Source organism: Paenibacillus ihumii, from assembly GCF_001403875.1.
Classification (GTDB): domain Bacteria; phylum Bacillota; class Bacilli; order Paenibacillales; family Paenibacillaceae; genus Fontibacillus; species Fontibacillus ihumii.
Window position 1 is genome coordinate 3,508,694 of the sequence record NZ_LN884299.1, and the last position, 18,116, is coordinate 3,526,809.

Consider the following 18,116-nt stretch of genomic DNA (forward strand, 5'->3'; position numbering starts at 1 on the left):
TGAAGAGGCTGCGGTTATACTGCTATGCCGTACCTGTTCGGCCGCCTCCCAGAATTATAACCTTCGCCCTGCCAGGCGGCATGCCGGCAGTGGCATTTCTAGTGTCGAATACTAGCCGGGAATGCTTCAGTACCCGCTCCAGCGGGAGTTCGCGGTGATCGGTGGCTATCACGACGCAGTCCGCCCGGCGAAATTCCGAATTGCTGGCCTGCGTGGCTTTCAGCATCGTTCCTTGAATGTCGAGCTTTTCTATATAAGGATCATAATAGAGTACCTCCGCCCCCTCCTTGGCTAGCAGACGAATCAGTTCAATAGAGCTGGAGCCCCTGATGTCAGCGACGTTCTTCTTGAAGGTAACCCCCATTATAAATACTCTCAGGCCCTTCATGCTTTTTTGCCCTAGCGCTTCCTTTATTCTTGAAAGGACATACGCAGGCATACCCCGGTTAATGCGGGACGACAGCTCGATGAATGAACTGGTTACCCCGATTTGCTGGGTCTTCCACTGCAGATAATGCGGATCCACCGGAATACAGTGCCCCCCGATTCCCGGCCCGGGATAGAATGCCGTATATCCAAACGGCTTGGAGGATGCCGCCTCGACAACCTCCCATACGTTGATATTCAATTTGTCGCATAATACGGCGAATTCGTTGATAAAAGAGATGTTGACGAACCGAAACGTATTCTCCAGCAGCTTTGTCATTTCGGCCGTATCCGTGGAGGACACCTTGATCACTTTGCCAAAAACGGACTTATACAGCTGCTCAGTCCGCAGCGCACATTCCTCGGTCACGCCGCTCACCACTTTGGGAATAGCGGTTAAAGGAAATGCTTCATTCCCCGGATCGACTCTCTCGGGCGAGAAGCCGATGAATAGATCCTTGCCCGTGGATAGGCCGCTTTTCTCCAGCAGCGGCATCAGCACTTCTTTGGTGGTTCCCGGATAGGTCGAGCTCTCTAAAGTCACCAGCTGACCGGCCCTCAGATGAACCCTTAAACGCTCAGCTGCATCTATCAGATAAGAAAGATCCGGCACATGCTCCTTGGTTATCGGGGTAGGTACGCAAATGATGACCGATTCAGCGGGCTTAATGGCGCTAAAGTCCGAGGACGGTGTAAGTCTTTCCTGTTCAACAGCCCGCTTGACGACCTCGTCCGGCACATCGGATATATAACTTTTGCCTTTTCGCAGACTCTCTAATTTTTGTTCGTCCAAATCGATTCCTATTACACTGTATCCTTTATTTAGAAAAGCTGCGGCTAACGGCAGGCCTACATAACCAAGCCCAATGATGGCAATAATTCTATTCACTATCAGCCCTCCTTCTCCTATACTGCTAAATCAGTATATGAGAGGATAACCATAACAGCTTGGATGCTTGCTCATCTCACAATTTCATTTTTAGCTGGTTTTCACAATGTTCTGTATAAATTTCAACAGTCTCTGGGCGCGCGTCGCTGTCGTATGCTTCTCATGAATGAACTCGTATCCTTGCCTGGTGATCCGCTCACGCAAGCCTTCGGCATGCGGCTTTAAATAGAACGCGACTTTATCTTCATAATCATGCTTGGCAATTGCAACATAGTGTACGCCCGGTCTAAAGCCCAAATCTCTCAAATCCTCATTGGGCGGAGCCATTAAGAGCGTATAGCTGGCCGGCACCTCAAAATACTTGCGAAGCGAGTATTTATAAATAGAATCACAGGTCAGGAATATTTTCGCCCGGTTAGCCTCCATGGCGAATCGTTTGGCCACGAGCACCTGGTCATTTCCGTCAAAGTTGGCGTACCCCGGATGCTTGTGGAAGACAAAGCCTGGCTCCCTCATATACCTGGTTTTCATTAAATAACGCAGCGGATATATCCTGCGGTTAATAGCCCCCATCAGCAAGATATCAATGTCCTTGACTTGATGATAATTCTGGAATACAGTAGGCTCCGCAAAATGAGGGAGCCAATATAGATTGCCCTCGTATTCCGGATACCTGTTGCGAAAGGCGCTGCGGTAGATCGTAAATATATTTGGCGGCTTTCTGGCCAGAAACGCCTTTCGTTTCTCTACATGCCCATGGAGATCGTGCATAATCATCCCCCAAGGAATTTGCAGGTCGAATACTCCTTCCACGGGCGGACAATGCGTGGAATGAAACATGTCATTCAATAGGATAAAATCAGGAGTAAATGGCAGCCGCCGAAGAATCTCCGGCAGCTCTCCACCTTCATGACAAAGCGCCAAATCCGCATGCTTGGCAAGCTCCAGCTGCAAATAATAAAAATTCCGCTCTAAATACTGACTAAAATCCTTTGTAATAAACAAAATTTTTAGCCGCTTCATCGCTCCCATCCTTTCTCAAGGCGGCCTTTCCGGTTCCCATTCCTTATATCTAAAAGTTCAAAAAGCTTGCCAAGATGCTCCTGACAAGCTTTCGACCAATTCTTGACTAAGGAGTTGAAGCTGTGCCTACAAAGGCTTCCGGGCCATTGCGAACCGACGTGGATACTCCTGATACAAACGAGGAATAAACCGTAAGCGGGGAGGCTGGCGCATTCAGATCTGCGGCAACAAAGCTGACAATATTCGTTGACGCATCCTCGCTCACCGCAGCTTCCAGCGTGTAAATTACATTAGACGGAGCATAGGTAGCACCTCGTACAATTTCAATCGTAAATGTATCGCCAATATCCCCCAAAATGCCGATAGTTCCATGAAGAGTCACAACTGGATTGGGCACATTCTGCGTCTCCAGCCCGATAATTCCGAACAACTCGGGACTGGAGGACAGCGGAGTACCCGGGAAACCTGGTTGATTCGAGTTCACCGATGTATTGGTGTCCAAGAAAACTCCCATGACATTACCTCCTAATATTTCAAGATATATTACCTTATGCTAGAATTCCGGTAGATGAATAGACAAGTTCCCTGGGATAAATGCTCATTTTAAGAAAAGAACAAGTATTCGATCTCATTAGGAGGATTAGCTTCTATAGTACGCGCCTAACTGAATTGTTAACGCCCACGATGAATCAGCCGGCTCAGCCTTCGCTTGTAACGCTGCTGTACCGCGACGATTTCATCATCGATTACGCCCTGGTGCCGGAGCGTTCCCATGCCGGGATGGCGGCGATAAGCCGTAAGCGGCAGATTCAAATAATGGAACGGAATGCCGGCTAACAGGATTCTATGCCATAAATCGTAGTCATGAGTATATGGGAGGCGTTCATCGAATAAGCCTACTCGGGCAAGCAAGCTTCGTTTAATCATCACCGTGCATCCGTTCACCGGATTGCCCCTCTGGAATGTAAGCAGGAGCTCCCGGCGAGTCATGGCAGGGGCGCCTGCAGTATATTGGAACGTTATTCCGTTCTCGTCAATGTAATTGAAATTGGTATGAGAGATGAGCGCTTTATTCTGGAGCATATAATCAAGCTGTACGCTGACCTTCTCCGGGTAGAACAGATCGTCCGAGCTCAGCCAGGCGATATAATCTCCGGATGCATGGCGTATTCCATGGTTAAGGGCTGTTGCCGTTCCTCCGTTCTGCTTGCCCAAATAAAAAATACGCTGGCGATAGGGATCAAGCAGTTCGGCATAAGAGGTCGAACCGTCATCCACTACGATAATTTCAATATTAGGGTAGGTCTGATTCATAGCGCTTGACACAGCCTGCGCGATATAAGGACAATTGTAGAAAGGTATAACGATGCTTACCTTTGCACTCATGTTTGATCCGCGTCCTCCCTTCGAAAATAGCGCAAAATATCGCTTACAGAGGCTTCCCAAGCGATCGCTGGGCGCCAGCCCATCTCCTTTAAAGCGTCGGGCTGAATCGGCGAAGCAACCGGCTGCATCCCTGCATGCTTGCTTCGGCATTCCTCCTCGATAGGGCACTCTACCTTCGCCATGCCTATGAAGGATTCGCATACATCGCCAAGGCTTCTCTCCACCCCGGAGCATACCGGATAGATTTCTCCGGGAATTCCTCGACGTAGAAGCAGTTCATAAGCATGGACGGCGTCCCTTACATCAAGGAAGTCCCTTTGAACTTGGGCGGAAGACAGGCTGAATGGCTCCCTTGTCTCCCCCCGTTCGAGTGCGGCAATATGTTCGGCCAGCAGGGAGCAGATGCCGGTGGAGGGCCCCGGCCCGATTAGATTGCCGGGTTCGGCTATAATGATTTTCTGCTGGAACAATTTCCCCCACGCCAAGGAAACAATCTCCTGAAGCGATTTACTGAGACCATACGGATGAGTAGGCTTTACCGGGAAGCTCAAATCGAATTTAAGCCGGGAGCCTGCAACCAGGATCGTAGCGCCCTCGTACTCGCGCAGGGCATTCAATAAATGCACGGTAGCCATAATGTTGCTTTCCATATAGAAAATAGGATTCGTCCACGATTCCGGGACCGAATTCTTGCCCGCAAGATGAAGGACGTATCGAGGAGCGACGCGCTGCACAGTTTCATGCACCTCGCTCGGCTCATTCATGTCGCAGACGTGGTAATCCACGCCCGCCACAGGAGGCAAAGCTTTGGGGGAAGCCGGTGTCCGTATCAGGGCGGCCACCCGATAACCTTTGTCCGCCAACACCTGGCACGCATGCCGTCCCGTAAATCCTCCAGCTCCCGTCACCAGAACGACCGGGCTATCCATCGTTTCTCATCCAGTCTGCCATTTCAGCGATCATTTCCCGGAAACCGGGCAGCTTAAAATGAGCATCCTTCCGGGTGGATACCAGAGTGCGATCGATGGACGGCTCATCCGTTGGCACGATCGTGACGTCCTGCTTGTTCCACAATTCCTGAAACAGCTTCAGCATGTCGTGCTTTGTGACGATTTCAGGGTGAGCCAGATGCACAAGCCCCGAAAGGGAGGAGTCGAGCACAGAGTCGATGGCCTTGGCAAGCTGAATAGTCGTAACACCGTTCCAGGGAACGCGCCGGTAGCCGTTCACCTCGCCTTTTTGCTTCAGGAACCAATGCAGCAGCCCAATGCCATTCCCTCGTATTTCCGGACCGATAATCGATGTCCGTATCGTAAGATGCCCCTCCTCGCGCACCTCGCCGAGCGCCTTCGTGATCGCATAGGTAGACGTGCCATCCGTTGGATCGTTCTCTGTGTATCCCCCTTGGGTGCCCAGGAAAACGCAATCCGTACTGATGTGAATCAGCCGGGCCGACAGAGCATCCGCTGCTCTGCGAAGCCGGTGAGGGAGAAATCCGTTAATATGGTAAGCTGCGATTTTATCCTGATCGGCAAATTGGTTGAGAACCCCTACCGCGTTGATAATGACATCCGGTCTGACAAGCTGTACAGCTCGATCTACGGCCGCAATGTCATCGACATCAAGAATGAGCGACCCGGGGTCGCTCGTATCCCGGGTCGTATAGAATACGCGATGCTTCCCCTGCCGCTGGAAATAACGGACTAATACATGGCCCGCCATGCCATTGCCGCCCACGATTAGAATTTTCATGATATAAACCCTCCGCGGATCAACAATTTCCGGATCTCTTCCTTACTCATCAAATTATGTTCCGAGCTGAAGCTATCAAAAGGGACGATGGGATAGTGCTTGTAATGATCCTTTAACTCCGGGAAATGCAGGGTGGGAAGAATAACCAGATACTCGCGATCATAGATTACTGTAGTCATGCTCTCGTATTCGCTCATCAGGATTTCATGGATTTTCTCCCCAGGGCGAATGCCCGTTTCGATAATTTCCACGTTTTCTTTGCCGGATGCTTCAATCAGCACTTCAGCCAAATCCACAATACGGCAGGTCGGCATCGACATTACGAAGATTTCCCCGCCGATGCTCTCGATGGAAGCCTTAAAGAGCAGGCTTATGGCGTCCGGCAAGGTAAAGAAAAAGCGGGTCATGTTCATATCCGTGATTCGAACATGATTCTTATTCGTAATTTGTTGTTTAAATAAGTGAATGACGCTGCCATTCGTGCCAAGCACATTGCCCCCCCGGACACAGACGAATTTCGTCTCGTTTTGCAGCAGATTAGCATAGACGATCAGCTTCTCCCCGATCGCCTTGGTCATGCCGTAGAAATTGGACGGGTTGGCGGCTTTATCCGTGGAGATGTAAATGACTTTTCTCACTTTATTCTCTATTGCAGCCTCAATTACGTTCTGCGTCCCGATCACATTGGTCTTTAAAGCCTCGTAGGGCTGATCCTCGCAGACGGGAACATGCTTCAAGGCAGCTAAATGATAAATGATATCGACATTTCTGCAAGCATCCATCAGGGCCTCTTTGTCACGGATATCGCCGATGCGAAAGGTAAGTCGGCTATCCTCGAATGCCCGGCTCATAGATACCTGTGTAGACTCGTTACGGGAAAATACGATAATTTCCTTAGGCTGCTGCATAAGCAGCTGCTTGACAAGCTCATATCCCCATGAACCCGTCCCCCCCGTAACGAGTATGACTTGATTAGTGAACATTCGCCTTCCCCCCAAGCACGAATTTTACAACCTTATGCGATACTCGCTCTTCTAAATAGCCTTCGGGACAAGTCCAGGATCGCTCCAGCCCGATCATTAGCTCCACTGCGGCTGCAATTCTCTTCGAATCGAGCCCGGATACGACATTGCTGCCGCAATCCACTGTTTCAGGCCGCTCGGTCGTACGGCGAATAGTTACCGTCGGCACCTGCATAATACAGCACTCCTCCTGCACAGTGCCGCTATCGGTCAAGGCGCAGCGGGCATGCCGCTCCAGTTTGACGAAATCAAAAAATCCGAAGGGCTCATGAAATTCGACCAACGGGTTCATCTGGATTTTCAAATCCTTGGCGATGCGGGATTCAGTACGGGGATGAATGCTGCAAATGAGGCGCTGTCCATAGGCTTCGGCGACCTTGTTCAAGCCCTCCATAATTGCCTGCAGATGGCTGGGATAATCCACATTCTCAGCACGATGCGTCGTAACCAGAAAATAATTGCCCGGCTTCAGCTTAAGCCGATCAAGAATACTGCTGGCCGCGATGAATGGCTCGTAGTGCTTCATCACCTCGTAAATCGGATTGCCTGTCACAATGATCCGCCGGCTGGGTACTCCCTCCGCAATAAGATGCTGCTTGCTTTGCGGAGTGTACGGCATGTTAATCGTCGAAATGGCATCGATCAGCTTGCGGTTCTTCTCCTCCGGCACCTCCAGATCAAAGCAGCGGTTCCCGGCCTCCATATGAACGACCGGAATACCCATCCGCTCCGCCAGTATGGCGCACAAAGCACTGTTAGTGTCGCCCAGCAGCAGAACCCGGTCCGGCCGTTCCGCCTGCAGGATTGTCTCCATCTGAGAGAACATGGCGGCCAGCTGATTCCCCAGAGAAGTATTCCGGTTCTGCAGAACATAATCCGGCTTCCTGAGACCGAGCTCCTGAAAAAAAATATCACTGAGGCTGGAATTGAAATTCTGACCTGTATGAACCAGCACATGCTTATCGGCATAACGATCCAGCAGGGGAATAATCAAGCTGAGCCGAATGATTTCCGGGCGTGTGCCGAGTATCGTCATAATTCTCACTATCTCATCTCCCTGTTGAAGTTCTTAGCCTGCTTTCCGCTTTCGTCTGCGGCTGGCCCGCTTCGCTTGGCGAAGATAGCGCCCGCCTCGTTTTATCCGTTTCTTGCCGTCAGGCTGGCGCCGCCGATTGATTTTTCGAATTCGCCGGCGAGCGGAAGAGGACCGTCTGATCCTTTTGGCGCGGCGAAGTGTTTTTCGCTTTGCTTGGGGTGCTGCTGGAAGACTCGCAGGCAATTCCGAGACTGAATCATTCCTGATCGGCAAATGGTTAATCTGGTTAATTACGGCCTGAAGATGGGCATCATAGGCCTCCGGTCCAAAACACGCCTCGATCTGAAGGCGATTGTTGCCGCCAACAGACTCTATCAGCCCCGGCTCCTGAAGTATCAAGGATATTTTGGCGCTAAGTTCATGATAATCCCCCGGTTTAACAAGATACGATTGATTGCCCGTCAATCTTAATATTTCCTCAAGTCCTCCGGATGCATAAGCGATGACGGGCTTGCCGAGGATCATCGCTTCCATGGCCGTGAGCCCGAAGCCTTCATCCCTCAGGCTAGGGACAACAACGACATCCATCGCACTAAAAGCCGCTTCGATGCTGGGTACGCAGTCAATGAATATAAATCTGTCAGCGTAAAGAGATTCATTAACCTTTCGCCGAATATTGCTGTAGAATGAAGCGCCGTTTGCTGCACCGATAACTACAAATTTGCTATTTCCATGTCTGCCTGCCAGTTCCAGGGCTGCATTAATAAAGTGCTCGCTTCCCTTCTCGGCGGTCAAGTAAGACGATATATAACCAATCAGCTTTATCCCGGGATCCACGTTCCATTCGAGCCTTTGCTGTTCTCGCACTTGCGGCCACAAGCTAGGGTTGAAGTCCTTCCAGGACCAGGAAGGGTACAGAAGGCTGAGCTTTCCGGCAGAGCATCCGCGTAAGGGAGCTGCTGCAGATTCCGAGATGCAGACGATCCAGTCGCTGTATTGATCAATAATCCGGGCAGAATCCGCAGTATGCTCGTTATTAGCGATGACTTCGGTAATATGCCAAATCACGGGGATCGAAAGGGACTTCGCAGCCATAGCAGGGATTACGTGGACACTGGTGTTCACCAGCACGTAATCCGGCCGCTCCTGAGACAATAGCCTGGACGTTTCCGCAAATGAAGCTTCCCTTGAAAGAGCTTCGGCCTGCTGCGACAGCCCTTCATACGGCAGGCACATCCCGTAGAGCAGCGGGATAGGGTGCACAATCGTTCTTATGCCGCTTTGGGCTGCCAATCGGGTAAGCATTCCTTCTTTGGGAACCACAATGACGCATTGATAATAGGCTGACAGCTTCGCTGCAAGAAATAGCAGCAGCTTTTCGGCACCTGTAATATTCTTTTTGTTGCAGACGTGCGAGAACATAAACAGCTTCTTCGTGCTAGACATCATCGTCTCTCCTTACTTGAAGCACAGGAGATCTCACCTCCTCGTCCTGTAATGAATAGCAGCCTAACCGAAAATGCGGCTTAGCATTTCATGCAGACGATGGGAATACGTGTGCTCCCGATACGTTCTCTCCAAAGCGCGAAGAGCGATTTCACGGCGTTCCGCCTCATGGGTCAGATAATATTCAACCTTCTCATACAGCTCGCTTGGGCTGCTGAAGGTTTCTATCTCCTGCCCGGGAATATAGAAATTGCTCAAATCATCCCGTACATCGGCAAGCTGCAGCGTGGCACAGGCAGAGATTTCGAAAGTGCGGGGATTGGGCGAAGCAGCCGTAAGACCAATCGTATTATTGTTCACGGACTCATCATGCGGAGAACGATGCAGGTTCAGCACGATCCTTGAGCCGCTGTACACCTCCGCCGTTTCACCGGGTCCCATCCACTTCCCAATTTCGATCCGGTCAGGATAAGAAGCATATTCAGGCAGCCGATCCCACCAAATTCCGTTAATCGTCAAGCCTTTATCCATCAGTCCCCCTAAAATCGGCTGCAGGAAATGAACTCGATTCCAGTAAGCAGAGCCGATAAAGCTGATCTCCCGACGAATGGCAGACCGGGTCAGTGTCGGTCGATAATGCTCGATAAAAGCGGCAAAAGGCAGATAAAATACATTCGCGCAGCCCACTGAGCGATAGAAATCCAAGCAGTTGCGCTCCAGCGTAAATACATAATCGTAATGTGGCGCGATTCTAACGGTCATGTCGGTATAGTAGGGATCATCCGTCAACCAAATCGCGGTTCGAATCCCCTTGGACCTTATCGCGGCAATATGCTCAATACCCAGCTCCATCCCGTCCAGCACCAGCACCAAATCGGGCATCGTGCTCACCGCAAGCTCCGATACCGGCTGGCTGGGATCGGCTACGCTCACTCCTGTTGCAAGCGTATGAAGCGTAGCGATTATGGCTTCATCGATCGGAGAATAAGGATATCCTTTTCCTGAGGATACATAGAGTACATTCAAGGGCCTTTTAGGAAAAATCGTGCGTGAGGACTCCACGATCGCTTTCGCTCTTCCACGCAAATATCCCTCATTAAAGCCGTCCTTTAGCCCTGCTGCCCTACCTCTACTTCCTGAATCATGCACTTCTCCCTCACTTGGAGGCATAAACTGTGGTTCCGAATGAACGAACATATTGTCACTCCTTCTGATGTAGTTCACTTCACTAACGGCTTAGGGGATATTCAGTTCAGCAAGCAAACGCACAATGCGCTCATGAAACGTATGCTTTTGTCGAGTCGTCCATAGAGAACGCCAGGCGATATGGAGACGCTCTTGATCATGATTCAAGTAATAGTCGATTTTCTCCCGAAGCTCGGCAGCGTCTGTAAACGTCTCGATGTCGTAACCTGGTTCATAATAAAGCGTTAAATCGCTGCGGATGTCCGTTATTTGCAGCGTTCCGCAGCTGCTGATTTCATAAGTTCGCGGATTAATCGAGCCCCCCGGAATGTTCATGCCGTTCCGGTTATCCGACCCCGTTGTCGCAGGACGATGAATATTAATGACGATTTTTGAGCCGTTATAATAGGAAACTGTTTTCTCCGGGACGATCCAATCTTGTTGAATGGATGGAGAGAGCTTGCTGTAATTGGCCATGCGATCCCAGTGCATGCCCGCAATAAATACTTTCTTGTCTTGCAGATACGAAGCCAACTGATCGAATATCTCGACCCTATTCCAAAAAGCATTGCCGATAAAGCAAATATCATAGCGGTATTCCGGCGACGTACGCACCGGGCGGAACATGGCCGGATTTGCGGCAAGAGGGAGGTAATGAACACGCTTGTGCCCGATTCTTCGGTAAAGCTCTACACACTCCACCTCATGCGTAAACACGACATCATAGCTTAGGGCGATTCTACCTGTGTCATCCGTAAAATAGGGATCATCTACAAACCATATTGCTGTATGAATTCCCATTTCGCGGATCGCTCGAATCTGCTCCTCGTAACCGGGAGGAAAGACATGCAGTCCGTTCATCACCAGCACCAGATCAGGACGTGCAGAGGCGGCTAAAGCCAATGCCGATTCAGGAGCGCCAACGATGCATTGCGCCGTTAAATCCTGCAAAGCTTGGATAACTCCGCAGTCAATCGCCTCAAAGCCTTGGGAAATATAGAGCACACGATATTTGCTCTTGCCGGGTAGATTCAGCTTCACAACCCGTTCAAGGACGGCCTGGCATCCGCCGAATCGATAACCTTCAAGGTATCCGTCCTCGAAGCCTTCGTTTGCATCCGACTTGTTCAAAATACTCAAGGCATTCATCCTATCTATATTGGAATTTCCTAGGTCTGTATAAATATATGCGGGGAGGGCATGTGCATCATGGACGACTACCCCGGAATTTCATAAATTGGCGAATGCCATGGAATTCAACCAATCAGGCCCGGGAGGATACTGCCCGGGAAAATGCAAACAAGCGAGCTTCCCCCGGCTATTGCCGGGAAGAAGCTCGCTTGTTTGCACCTAAACTCTATTCTTGTAAGCCAGTTTATGACCGTCTTCAAAGCCTTTGGAGAAGCCTGAATTGAACCCCTCCTGGTAGGCTTCATCGTATGCCTGCTGATACAATGCGGGATCGTGTACATACGGCGCCTGCAAGGGAACTGCTTTCTCTGGCTCAGGCACTGGCACTGGCCCCGGTACTGGCTCGGATACCGCCGCAGGTGGGAGCACAGGGTTAGGCTGCTCTACCGGCAGCGGCAAGGGCAAGCGGCCCCTTCTGCGCCGCAACCTCCCCTGTCTTACTCTGGAGCCTCTCCTTCTGCGCAGGGGCCTGCGCTTGCGTTTAAGCAGCAGCTTGCGTTTGCCGCCTGCTCCGGTTCTTTTACGCTTCACTAGCGTTCGGCGTTTACGCCGGGGTTTGGTCGTTAACATTCATAATCCTCCCATTCTCCTCGGGCTGCAGTGTTTGCGGGGTAGCACAAATTCGTAATCCAGGGCTTTGAAGGAGTTCCATAGTATACTTGATGCAGAGTAATTCCGCATACCGTTTCGGCTATGGCCTGCTGATATTTGGTTAAGGCCTGAATATTTTGCGTCAAATGGCGGGCCGTCTCGGCTGAATGATCCGATACATCCGCCAGACTGTCCAGAATCCGAGCCATGGCCATCTGGCTCTTGGCGATCGAATCTATCAACCGCAGCTTGGCTGCCTCAACGGAGCCGATTCCCGGCATCATTTCTCCGGATCCTCCATATCAAAGGAGCCGCTGAACAGTCCGCCGAATTCATCGTCAGAGCCCGACTCCTCTTCATCGGAGACAAGCATGGCTTTCAAATTGCTGCAAAATCCATTCTGCAGCTTTGTTAAACCGTCTATGACCTCAACGAGCTGCTCATGGATATCCAGCGGTTCGGACAGCATTTTCTCATGGCTGTCGAAGCTGCCTCCATGCACATGATTCAGTACCCAGTTGCGCACCTTTTCAGCCTCTACCGCTTTGGCCTCCAGTATCATCGATACATTCCATTGAACCTTCGCAGCGGCATCCAACACATTCAAAAAAGAATCCTCTCTGCTCATCGTATCATCCTCACTCTTAACAGCCTATTCTTCGTCCTGATCCCTTAGTTCTTTAATCACAAGCTCTAAATTTTGCGCCATGGCCTCCTCCAGATCAGCAATCGAATTCAAATAGGCGATGACGCTCTTGTTTATGCGCCCCGCGCTTTCGATTAATCCGTCTGTCCCATCAAAGGCCGGTTCTGCATCAGGAATGGCATGGATAATTTGCGCGATGCGAACCGCAACATGCCGCTCAGCATCGATGATTCTTGCGATTTGCCCATGCGAATGGGACAAATGAATAATCATATCTGTGATCTTCTGATCCACCCGGATTCCTCCTACTTCACTCGATTAATGCCGGGTACAGGCAGTTTCATTCGTGACCGGTCCCGGGTTCACCTGCTCCAGCATATGCGGAGACCAAGCTCATCGTTACTCCAAGCAGTTTGAAATTACAGATCTTCCGATCCGAGCCTTGGCGGCGGCAGAATAGGAAGGCCTATCTCGTATTTCTCCATCTCCCTGAGAGACATAAGCTTCGTCTTTAAAGGCAGTCCCCAGAACTCGCAGGCATAGGCTGAGACGATTTCACGCAGTCGGCCTCGATCCAGTTGATACCGCTTGCCATGCTCGGTTCGAACGACTGCCCCCTCCTGCAAGCAGCCTTCCTCGCCATAGGCAGGGTGAAGCGAAGGAGGCGGCCCTGCTCCTGTGGGGATCTGCAGCAAATCGATGACCGACAGCCTCACCGGCCTGACGGGCAATAATTTTTTATCCGTTAGTCCGGATAAAGGATATTTAATGCCGTGCTCCAGCCAAAAGCTCTTGCCGGGGCCTCCTTCAATCCACACATGCGTCGGATAGAAATCTGCAGACCTTTTTGGGCCGGACTCCCCCATCCATTTCTGCATACGCCCACGAAGCTCCAAGGGATTCCCCCATTTATGATGATAAAAATACTCGTTCTTGCCATTTACGGCAGCAAAGCCATCCTTGCCAAGGCTCTTCATCGACACGCTTCCGAAATGATGGACAAAGGTATCGCCGGCAACCATCAAGCGCTTGCCCTGCAGCTGCAAGCGCAGCAACCAATCGTCGTCTTCAAAATTGCCTGTCTCATACCCTTCATCGAAATAGCCGACATCTTCAAAGGTTTCGCGCCGAAATAACAGACAAAAGCCGACCAGCCGATCGGTATACCGCCATTTCGACCTGTCGGTCACGTTATAGTTCGCCGCAAATAACTCCATTTCCGGCACATCCTTGTAAGCTGTCTCTATTTGCTGATCTCCGCCAATATAATTTGTGACCGGGCCTACCGCCGATGCCGCCGGATTATCGTTCAGCGCAGTTAGCAATTGGCTAAGCCAGCGTTCCGTAACGAGAACATCGTTATTCAGCAGCAGGATCATCCGTCCCTTTGCCATCATCAAACCGGTATTCACCGCACTGGCAAAGCCCCGGTTCTTCAAGTGGACGCCGATGCGAATCGACCCTCTCCGCTTCTGCAGCGCTTCGCAGGTTCCATCCGTGGAGCCGTCGTCCACGACGATGATTTCATAGGGATGCGCGGTGTGTGCTTCAATACTGGCAATACATTGGAGTACCAGCTCTTTTTGATTGTAAGTGGGGATAATGATACTCGTGCCTTCGAAAGGGATGCCAAAAGCCCGCTGTCCCTCGACGAGCCCCCGGACGTAACCGGCCTGGAATCCCTTCTCATATTTCTTAATGGATCCCCTCTCTGAACGCCTCACCGCCTCGGCCCGCTCTTGTTGTACAGCGCGGCGCAGCGCTTCCAGCCTCAATTCTCTCATCGATTCACCTCCAAGCCGGGCAGCAGCGGAGCTTCCCCGCTCTCGAGCCGATTGGCCAAATGCCCCAGATCCAACGATACTTTACCGAGCTCTTCGGCAATAGCCGTGCAAATCATGACCGCAGCCACGCCTGCCGCAACCAGGGCAAGATCAAAATCGACGGCTGCAGCTTCTCTCGTAATGCGCGCAGCATCATGCACCCCGTTGACAGGTGTAATGATACCGGCGACCGCAAAGCCGTGGCTGTTTAGCACATTCGCCACGCCTGCCGCTCTGCTCCCGATCAGAAGCAGTTTCCGCCCTTGAAGCATTCTATAGAAAAGACCTTGCTCATGCAGCGCATAGTTAATTGTAGAGGTGGTCAACTTCAGCTCCCGGCAGGATATCCCCAGCTTCCTCAGTACCGGAAATAACAAGCCTTGGAAGGAAGGATGACGGGATTCAGGAATCCCTACGATGCTCGCCTGGCGAAGAGAGGCTGCTAATGCACGGCGCGCCGCTCCGTCTGGAAGAACGACCCCGGCATAAGGCAGGAACGGCCCCCACTGCCGTGCCTGATCCGTAGAAATAACCAAATCATGCGCCAGGGTAAGCAGCTCCCCGTCCCCAAGGCGGACGACCGATAACGGCCGCCGCCGATCAAGAGCCTGAACGATCTCCGTAAATACGGATGCCGGAGGCATGATGGGAACGAGCGAAGCAGCTGCTTGCTGAATCCCCCGGGCGATTACGTCGTCAAGGGTCAAATCGGGCAGTACGGTATAGGGAGGCAAGTGCCGGCACAGTCTGCCTTCTCCGCCCTCATAGTATCCTTGGCGGTAGCCCTCCTCGAAGGCTGCAGCGGAGATGTCCGCTGGAGGCTTAACCTGTGAATCGGCCTCCGTCCCCTTTGCAGCCTCGGAAATTTCCCTGTGCTGGCGCATTCTATGCCCGGGAAGCAGCGCCGATGGAGATTCCTTGCGTAACCGTCTTCTCCCCGCATTTGCACGCCCGCGAGACGTTCTTCCCCAACCCGTTATTCCCGTGTGGTACATCCTTTTCCTTGAATCGCGTTTGCGGCGTACGGAACGTTGGCGGCGTTTCCCTTCCATGCAAGCTCCCTCCTCCGGTTTGTTATGCGCAATGCTGTTTTAAGGAAGAACTCCTCTCATACGAACCCCGGCCTCCAGCAAGGATTCGAAGGTTCCAGCATCCCCCCACCATAATTGAAGAATATCGTATTCCAGCTTCCCCTCCCTGGCATATAAATTGTTCACATCGGTTATCTCCAGCTCCCCTCGGACAGAACGGCTTATCTTGCTGATCCGTTCGAAAACCGTGTCGTCATACATATATATTCCGGTCACCGAATAATTGGATTTCGGCTTTTCCGGCTTCTCCTCGATATATGAGATCAATTCGGGACGAGACGGATCAAACACAGGAACCCCATACCGTCTCGGATCATCGACCGGCTTCAGCATCACTCTGGCGCTTCCATGAACCTGCTTCATGAAGCTCTGCACATAAGGCGTCAAATCATCAAGGAATAAATTATCGCCCAGCAGCACTACGAATTTCTCCCCCGGTGCGATAAAACTGCTAGCCAAATTTAACGCCTCGGCAATCCCCCCGGCAGTCTCTTGAACGCGGAAGGTCAAGCTTACCCCAAAGTTCTCCCCGCTTCCCAAATAATTCGTATACAGCCCTGCGGACTGCTTGCCGATAATGAGAAGAATGTCCTTAATTCCCGCTTGCCGGAACCGTTCAATGCCGTAGCTGATCATTGGATAGCTCCCGACCGGGAGAAGATGCTTGTTTACGATTCGAGTCAACGGATGAAGACGGGTTCCCGTCCCCCCCGCCAAAATAACACCTTTCATGGGCTCCCCTCCCTTTCAGCTGTTTTCTTACATAAATATCCACGGATCGACTCCCCATTTATCTATAAATATCCGGCGATTGCGTTCGATCAGAGCCTTCCAGTCATTCGGATGGTTTGACGCAAAGCTGACGCTGCCCTCATGGTATACCAGTGTATCCCCGCTAATGAACAGCCGAAATGCTTTCTGTCGTGCCCGGTAGCAATAGTCATCGTCCTCATAGTGCCCTGGCGAATAACGCTCATCTAACCGGCCCACCATATCCCACAGCTTCCTTCGAAACAAGAAGCACAATCCGACAAGGCGCTTAACCTCCTGCCATTTCGCCGGGTCAGACTGATTATGCCGCTCCGCAATTTGCATGAAATCCTCCAGCGAATTCCATGTCATGTCCACCTGCTGGCGTCCGCTGGCATAGTTGGTAATGGGTCCGACAATGCCGACGTCATCGGCGCTGTACAAGGCACGAAGCATATTAGACAGCCAGCGAGGCGTGACTATGACATCATTGTTGAGGAGCAGCAGCTGCTCGCCCGAAGCAACGGCCAAGCCCCTGTTGCAAGCGGCCGGAAATCCTTCATTTTTAGGAAGGGCTATTAACGTAAGCCCCGCTTGTATGCAGTACTCCTGAGTTCCGTCCGTAGAGCCGTTATCGACAACGATAATTTCGTAGGGCACTTCGGTATAACGGCGAATCGATTCGATGCAGGGGACCAGTAACTGAAGCCCGTTATACGTAGGGATTACGATGCTTGTAAGCTTGGTCTCATTCATCGGCCGTTCCTCTTCCTAGCCAGCTTGGATCGCGGCATTTTCGTCATGCCCAGCCTCGCTCCCTGCAGCTCCATCGCCGCTTGGAAGGCCTCGATATGATCGCCCAGGATGAGACTTGCCACTTCGTTGCCTTCACCGACGTTGCCGCTTCGCAGCCGATTCCTCTTTACGACATCCACCGGCTTGGGTGCCCGGATCTTCAGCCCCTTCACGATGGCCAAAGCCTGCGCTTTGGGAGGAACGATCAAAGTACGGGCTCCTATCGCGCTGATCGCCCGCCGGGAAAGGGCATGTGGAACGGCGGTCAGCGAATTCGCCTTCAAGTCAGGCCGGCCGAGCATGTAATTTAGAAACATTTTGCTCCGCGTTACGGCATCCTGCTTCGAGAATGGCGGAAGATACGGAGAGATATCGTTCAGGACAACGTCCGCGCCTTGATCGATCTCAAGCAATAATGGCGCCAGATCCTCTGCGGATAGAACAATATCGCCATCCGTAAACAATACAGCATCCCCTGCAGCCAACGAAGCGCCGATCCCGCGGGCAACATCATGTCCCAGGCGATCGGGACAGCAAACTACAATTACTTTATCGTGCCTCCTAATACAGTCATAGCTGCGGTCCTTGCAGCCGTTCAAGATAACGATAATCTCCCGGAAGGGCAGACGGATTAATTCCGAGATAACGGCAGCAATTGTCCGCTCCTCATTGCAGGCCGAGACGACAGCGGACACCGTTCCCCGCAGCGGCAGGGGAATTCCGGTCAGCGTCTGCTTCGCGGCCGTATTATATCCCCGGCGGTAAGCACTGGAAACAGCCAGTATGTTCCGCCAGGATAACGCTTGACGTTTAGCCTCCTTAAACCAGTCCAGGAATGCGGATTGCAAATGGTCATACGAAAGGGAGCTATCCTCATGACCGGAAGCAGCCGAATATCCTGCCAGAAAGGCTTGCTGCTCCAGCTCTCCAATTTCTGTCCTGCCCTGCTCCGTGCCCTTTCCGGCTTTGAGCAATGGCAAGGACCGCTTCCTGCGGCTTCGGTCCTGGGCTCTTACCGCAGACCGACGAGGTCCAATCGGCTTCTCCAGCTTGGTTCTTGACAC

General features: G+C 51.7%; 20 protein-coding genes. All 20 read right to left on the bottom strand.

Annotation, left to right across the window (positions count from 1 at the left end; all coding sequences use genetic code 11):
- Nucleotides 1-22 precede the first annotated feature (22 nt).
- The 20 genes from BN2762_RS23025 to BN2762_RS23120 all read right to left on the bottom strand — a co-directional run bounded on the left by BN2762_RS23025 (nt 23) and on the right by BN2762_RS23120 (nt 18,116).
- On the bottom strand, nt 23-1,315 hold the full coding sequence (locus BN2762_RS23025; protein WP_187386574.1) for a nucleotide sugar dehydrogenase: 1,293 nt from the start codon (nt 1,313-1,315) through the stop codon (nt 23-25).
- 90 nt (nt 1,316-1,405) lie between these two features.
- Nucleotides 1,406-2,338 carry a glycosyltransferase gene (locus BN2762_RS23030; protein ID WP_055109164.1) on the bottom strand — a complete coding sequence of 311 codons (933 nt, stop codon included), beginning with the start codon at nt 2,336-2,338 and terminating at the stop codon, nt 1,406-1,408.
- A 106-nt stretch (nt 2,339-2,444) separates the two neighbouring features.
- Nucleotides 2,445-2,852, bottom strand: coding sequence for a hypothetical protein (locus BN2762_RS23035; RefSeq protein WP_055109165.1), 408 nt, complete (start codon nt 2,850-2,852; stop codon nt 2,445-2,447).
- A 158-nt stretch (nt 2,853-3,010) separates the two neighbouring features.
- Nucleotides 3,011-3,724, bottom strand: coding sequence for a glycosyltransferase (locus tag BN2762_RS23040; protein WP_055109166.1), 714 nt, complete (start codon nt 3,722-3,724; stop codon nt 3,011-3,013).
- Complete coding sequence (locus BN2762_RS23045; RefSeq protein ID WP_055109167.1) at nt 3,721-4,653, bottom strand: NAD-dependent epimerase/dehydratase family protein; 933 nt, start codon at nt 4,651-4,653, stop codon at nt 3,721-3,723. Before BN2762_RS23045 ends, BN2762_RS23040 begins: the two co-directional genes overlap by 4 nt.
- Nucleotides 4,646-5,476 (bottom strand): SDR family oxidoreductase, encoded by an 831-nt coding sequence (locus BN2762_RS23050; RefSeq protein WP_055109168.1) that lies wholly within the window; start codon nt 5,474-5,476, stop codon nt 4,646-4,648. Before BN2762_RS23050 ends, BN2762_RS23045 begins: the two co-directional genes overlap by 8 nt.
- A complete protein-coding gene (locus BN2762_RS23055; RefSeq protein ID WP_055109169.1) occupies nt 5,473-6,459 on the bottom strand; it encodes a polysaccharide biosynthesis protein in 987 nt (328 codons plus the stop codon). The genes BN2762_RS23050 and BN2762_RS23055 overlap by 4 nt, the downstream gene beginning before the upstream one ends.
- Complete coding sequence (gene wecB, locus BN2762_RS23060) at nt 6,449-7,543, bottom strand: non-hydrolyzing UDP-N-acetylglucosamine 2-epimerase (protein ID WP_055109170.1); 1,095 nt, start codon at nt 7,541-7,543, stop codon at nt 6,449-6,451. The genes BN2762_RS23055 and wecB overlap by 11 nt, the downstream gene beginning before the upstream one ends.
- Before the next feature lie 24 nt (nt 7,544-7,567).
- A complete protein-coding gene (locus BN2762_RS23065; protein ID WP_055109171.1) occupies nt 7,568-8,980 on the bottom strand; it encodes a glycosyltransferase family 4 protein in 1,413 nt (470 codons plus the stop codon).
- A gap of 63 nt (nt 8,981-9,043) precedes the next feature.
- Nucleotides 9,044-10,177: a CgeB family protein gene (locus BN2762_RS23070; RefSeq protein WP_083485101.1), complete on the bottom strand. Its 1,134-nt coding sequence runs from the start codon at nt 10,175-10,177 to the stop codon at nt 9,044-9,046.
- A gap of 39 nt (nt 10,178-10,216) precedes the next feature.
- Nucleotides 10,217-11,314, bottom strand: coding sequence for a CgeB family protein (locus tag BN2762_RS23075; protein WP_055109172.1), 1,098 nt, complete (start codon nt 11,312-11,314; stop codon nt 10,217-10,219).
- Between the two features lie 201 nt (nt 11,315-11,515).
- Nucleotides 11,516-11,926, bottom strand: coding sequence for a FliH/SctL family protein (locus tag BN2762_RS26300; protein ID WP_074048677.1), 411 nt, complete (start codon nt 11,924-11,926; stop codon nt 11,516-11,518).
- Nucleotides 11,920-12,231 (bottom strand): alpha-helical endospore appendage domain-containing protein, encoded by a 312-nt coding sequence (locus tag BN2762_RS23085; protein ID WP_055109173.1) that lies wholly within the window; start codon nt 12,229-12,231, stop codon nt 11,920-11,922. The genes BN2762_RS26300 and BN2762_RS23085 overlap by 7 nt, the downstream gene beginning before the upstream one ends.
- On the bottom strand, nt 12,228-12,575 hold the full coding sequence (locus BN2762_RS23090; RefSeq protein ID WP_055109174.1) for an alpha-helical endospore appendage domain-containing protein: 348 nt from the start codon (nt 12,573-12,575) through the stop codon (nt 12,228-12,230). The genes BN2762_RS23085 and BN2762_RS23090 overlap by 4 nt, the downstream gene beginning before the upstream one ends.
- Before the next feature lie 24 nt (nt 12,576-12,599).
- Nucleotides 12,600-12,887, bottom strand: a complete 288-nt coding sequence (locus BN2762_RS23095; RefSeq protein ID WP_148499991.1) for a nucleoside-diphosphate sugar epimerase — start codon at nt 12,885-12,887, stop codon at nt 12,600-12,602.
- Nucleotides 12,888-13,012: 125 nt separating this feature from the next.
- On the bottom strand, nt 13,013-14,377 hold the full coding sequence (locus tag BN2762_RS23100) for a glycosyltransferase family 2 protein (protein WP_074048678.1): 1,365 nt from the start codon (nt 14,375-14,377) through the stop codon (nt 13,013-13,015).
- Nucleotides 14,374-15,468 (bottom strand): GT-D fold domain-containing protein, encoded by a 1,095-nt coding sequence (locus BN2762_RS23105; protein ID WP_055109175.1) that lies wholly within the window; start codon nt 15,466-15,468, stop codon nt 14,374-14,376. Before BN2762_RS23105 ends, BN2762_RS23100 begins: the two co-directional genes overlap by 4 nt.
- 39 nt (nt 15,469-15,507) lie before the next feature.
- A complete protein-coding gene (locus tag BN2762_RS23110; protein WP_055109176.1) occupies nt 15,508-16,239 on the bottom strand; it encodes a sugar phosphate nucleotidyltransferase in 732 nt (243 codons plus the stop codon).
- 27 nt (nt 16,240-16,266) lie between these two features.
- A complete protein-coding gene (locus BN2762_RS23115) occupies nt 16,267-17,013 on the bottom strand; it encodes a glycosyltransferase family 2 protein (RefSeq protein ID WP_055109177.1) in 747 nt (248 codons plus the stop codon).
- Nucleotides 17,010-18,116, bottom strand: coding sequence for a glycosyltransferase family 2 protein (locus BN2762_RS23120; protein ID WP_230202576.1), 1,107 nt, complete (start codon nt 18,114-18,116; stop codon nt 17,010-17,012). Before BN2762_RS23120 ends, BN2762_RS23115 begins: the two co-directional genes overlap by 4 nt.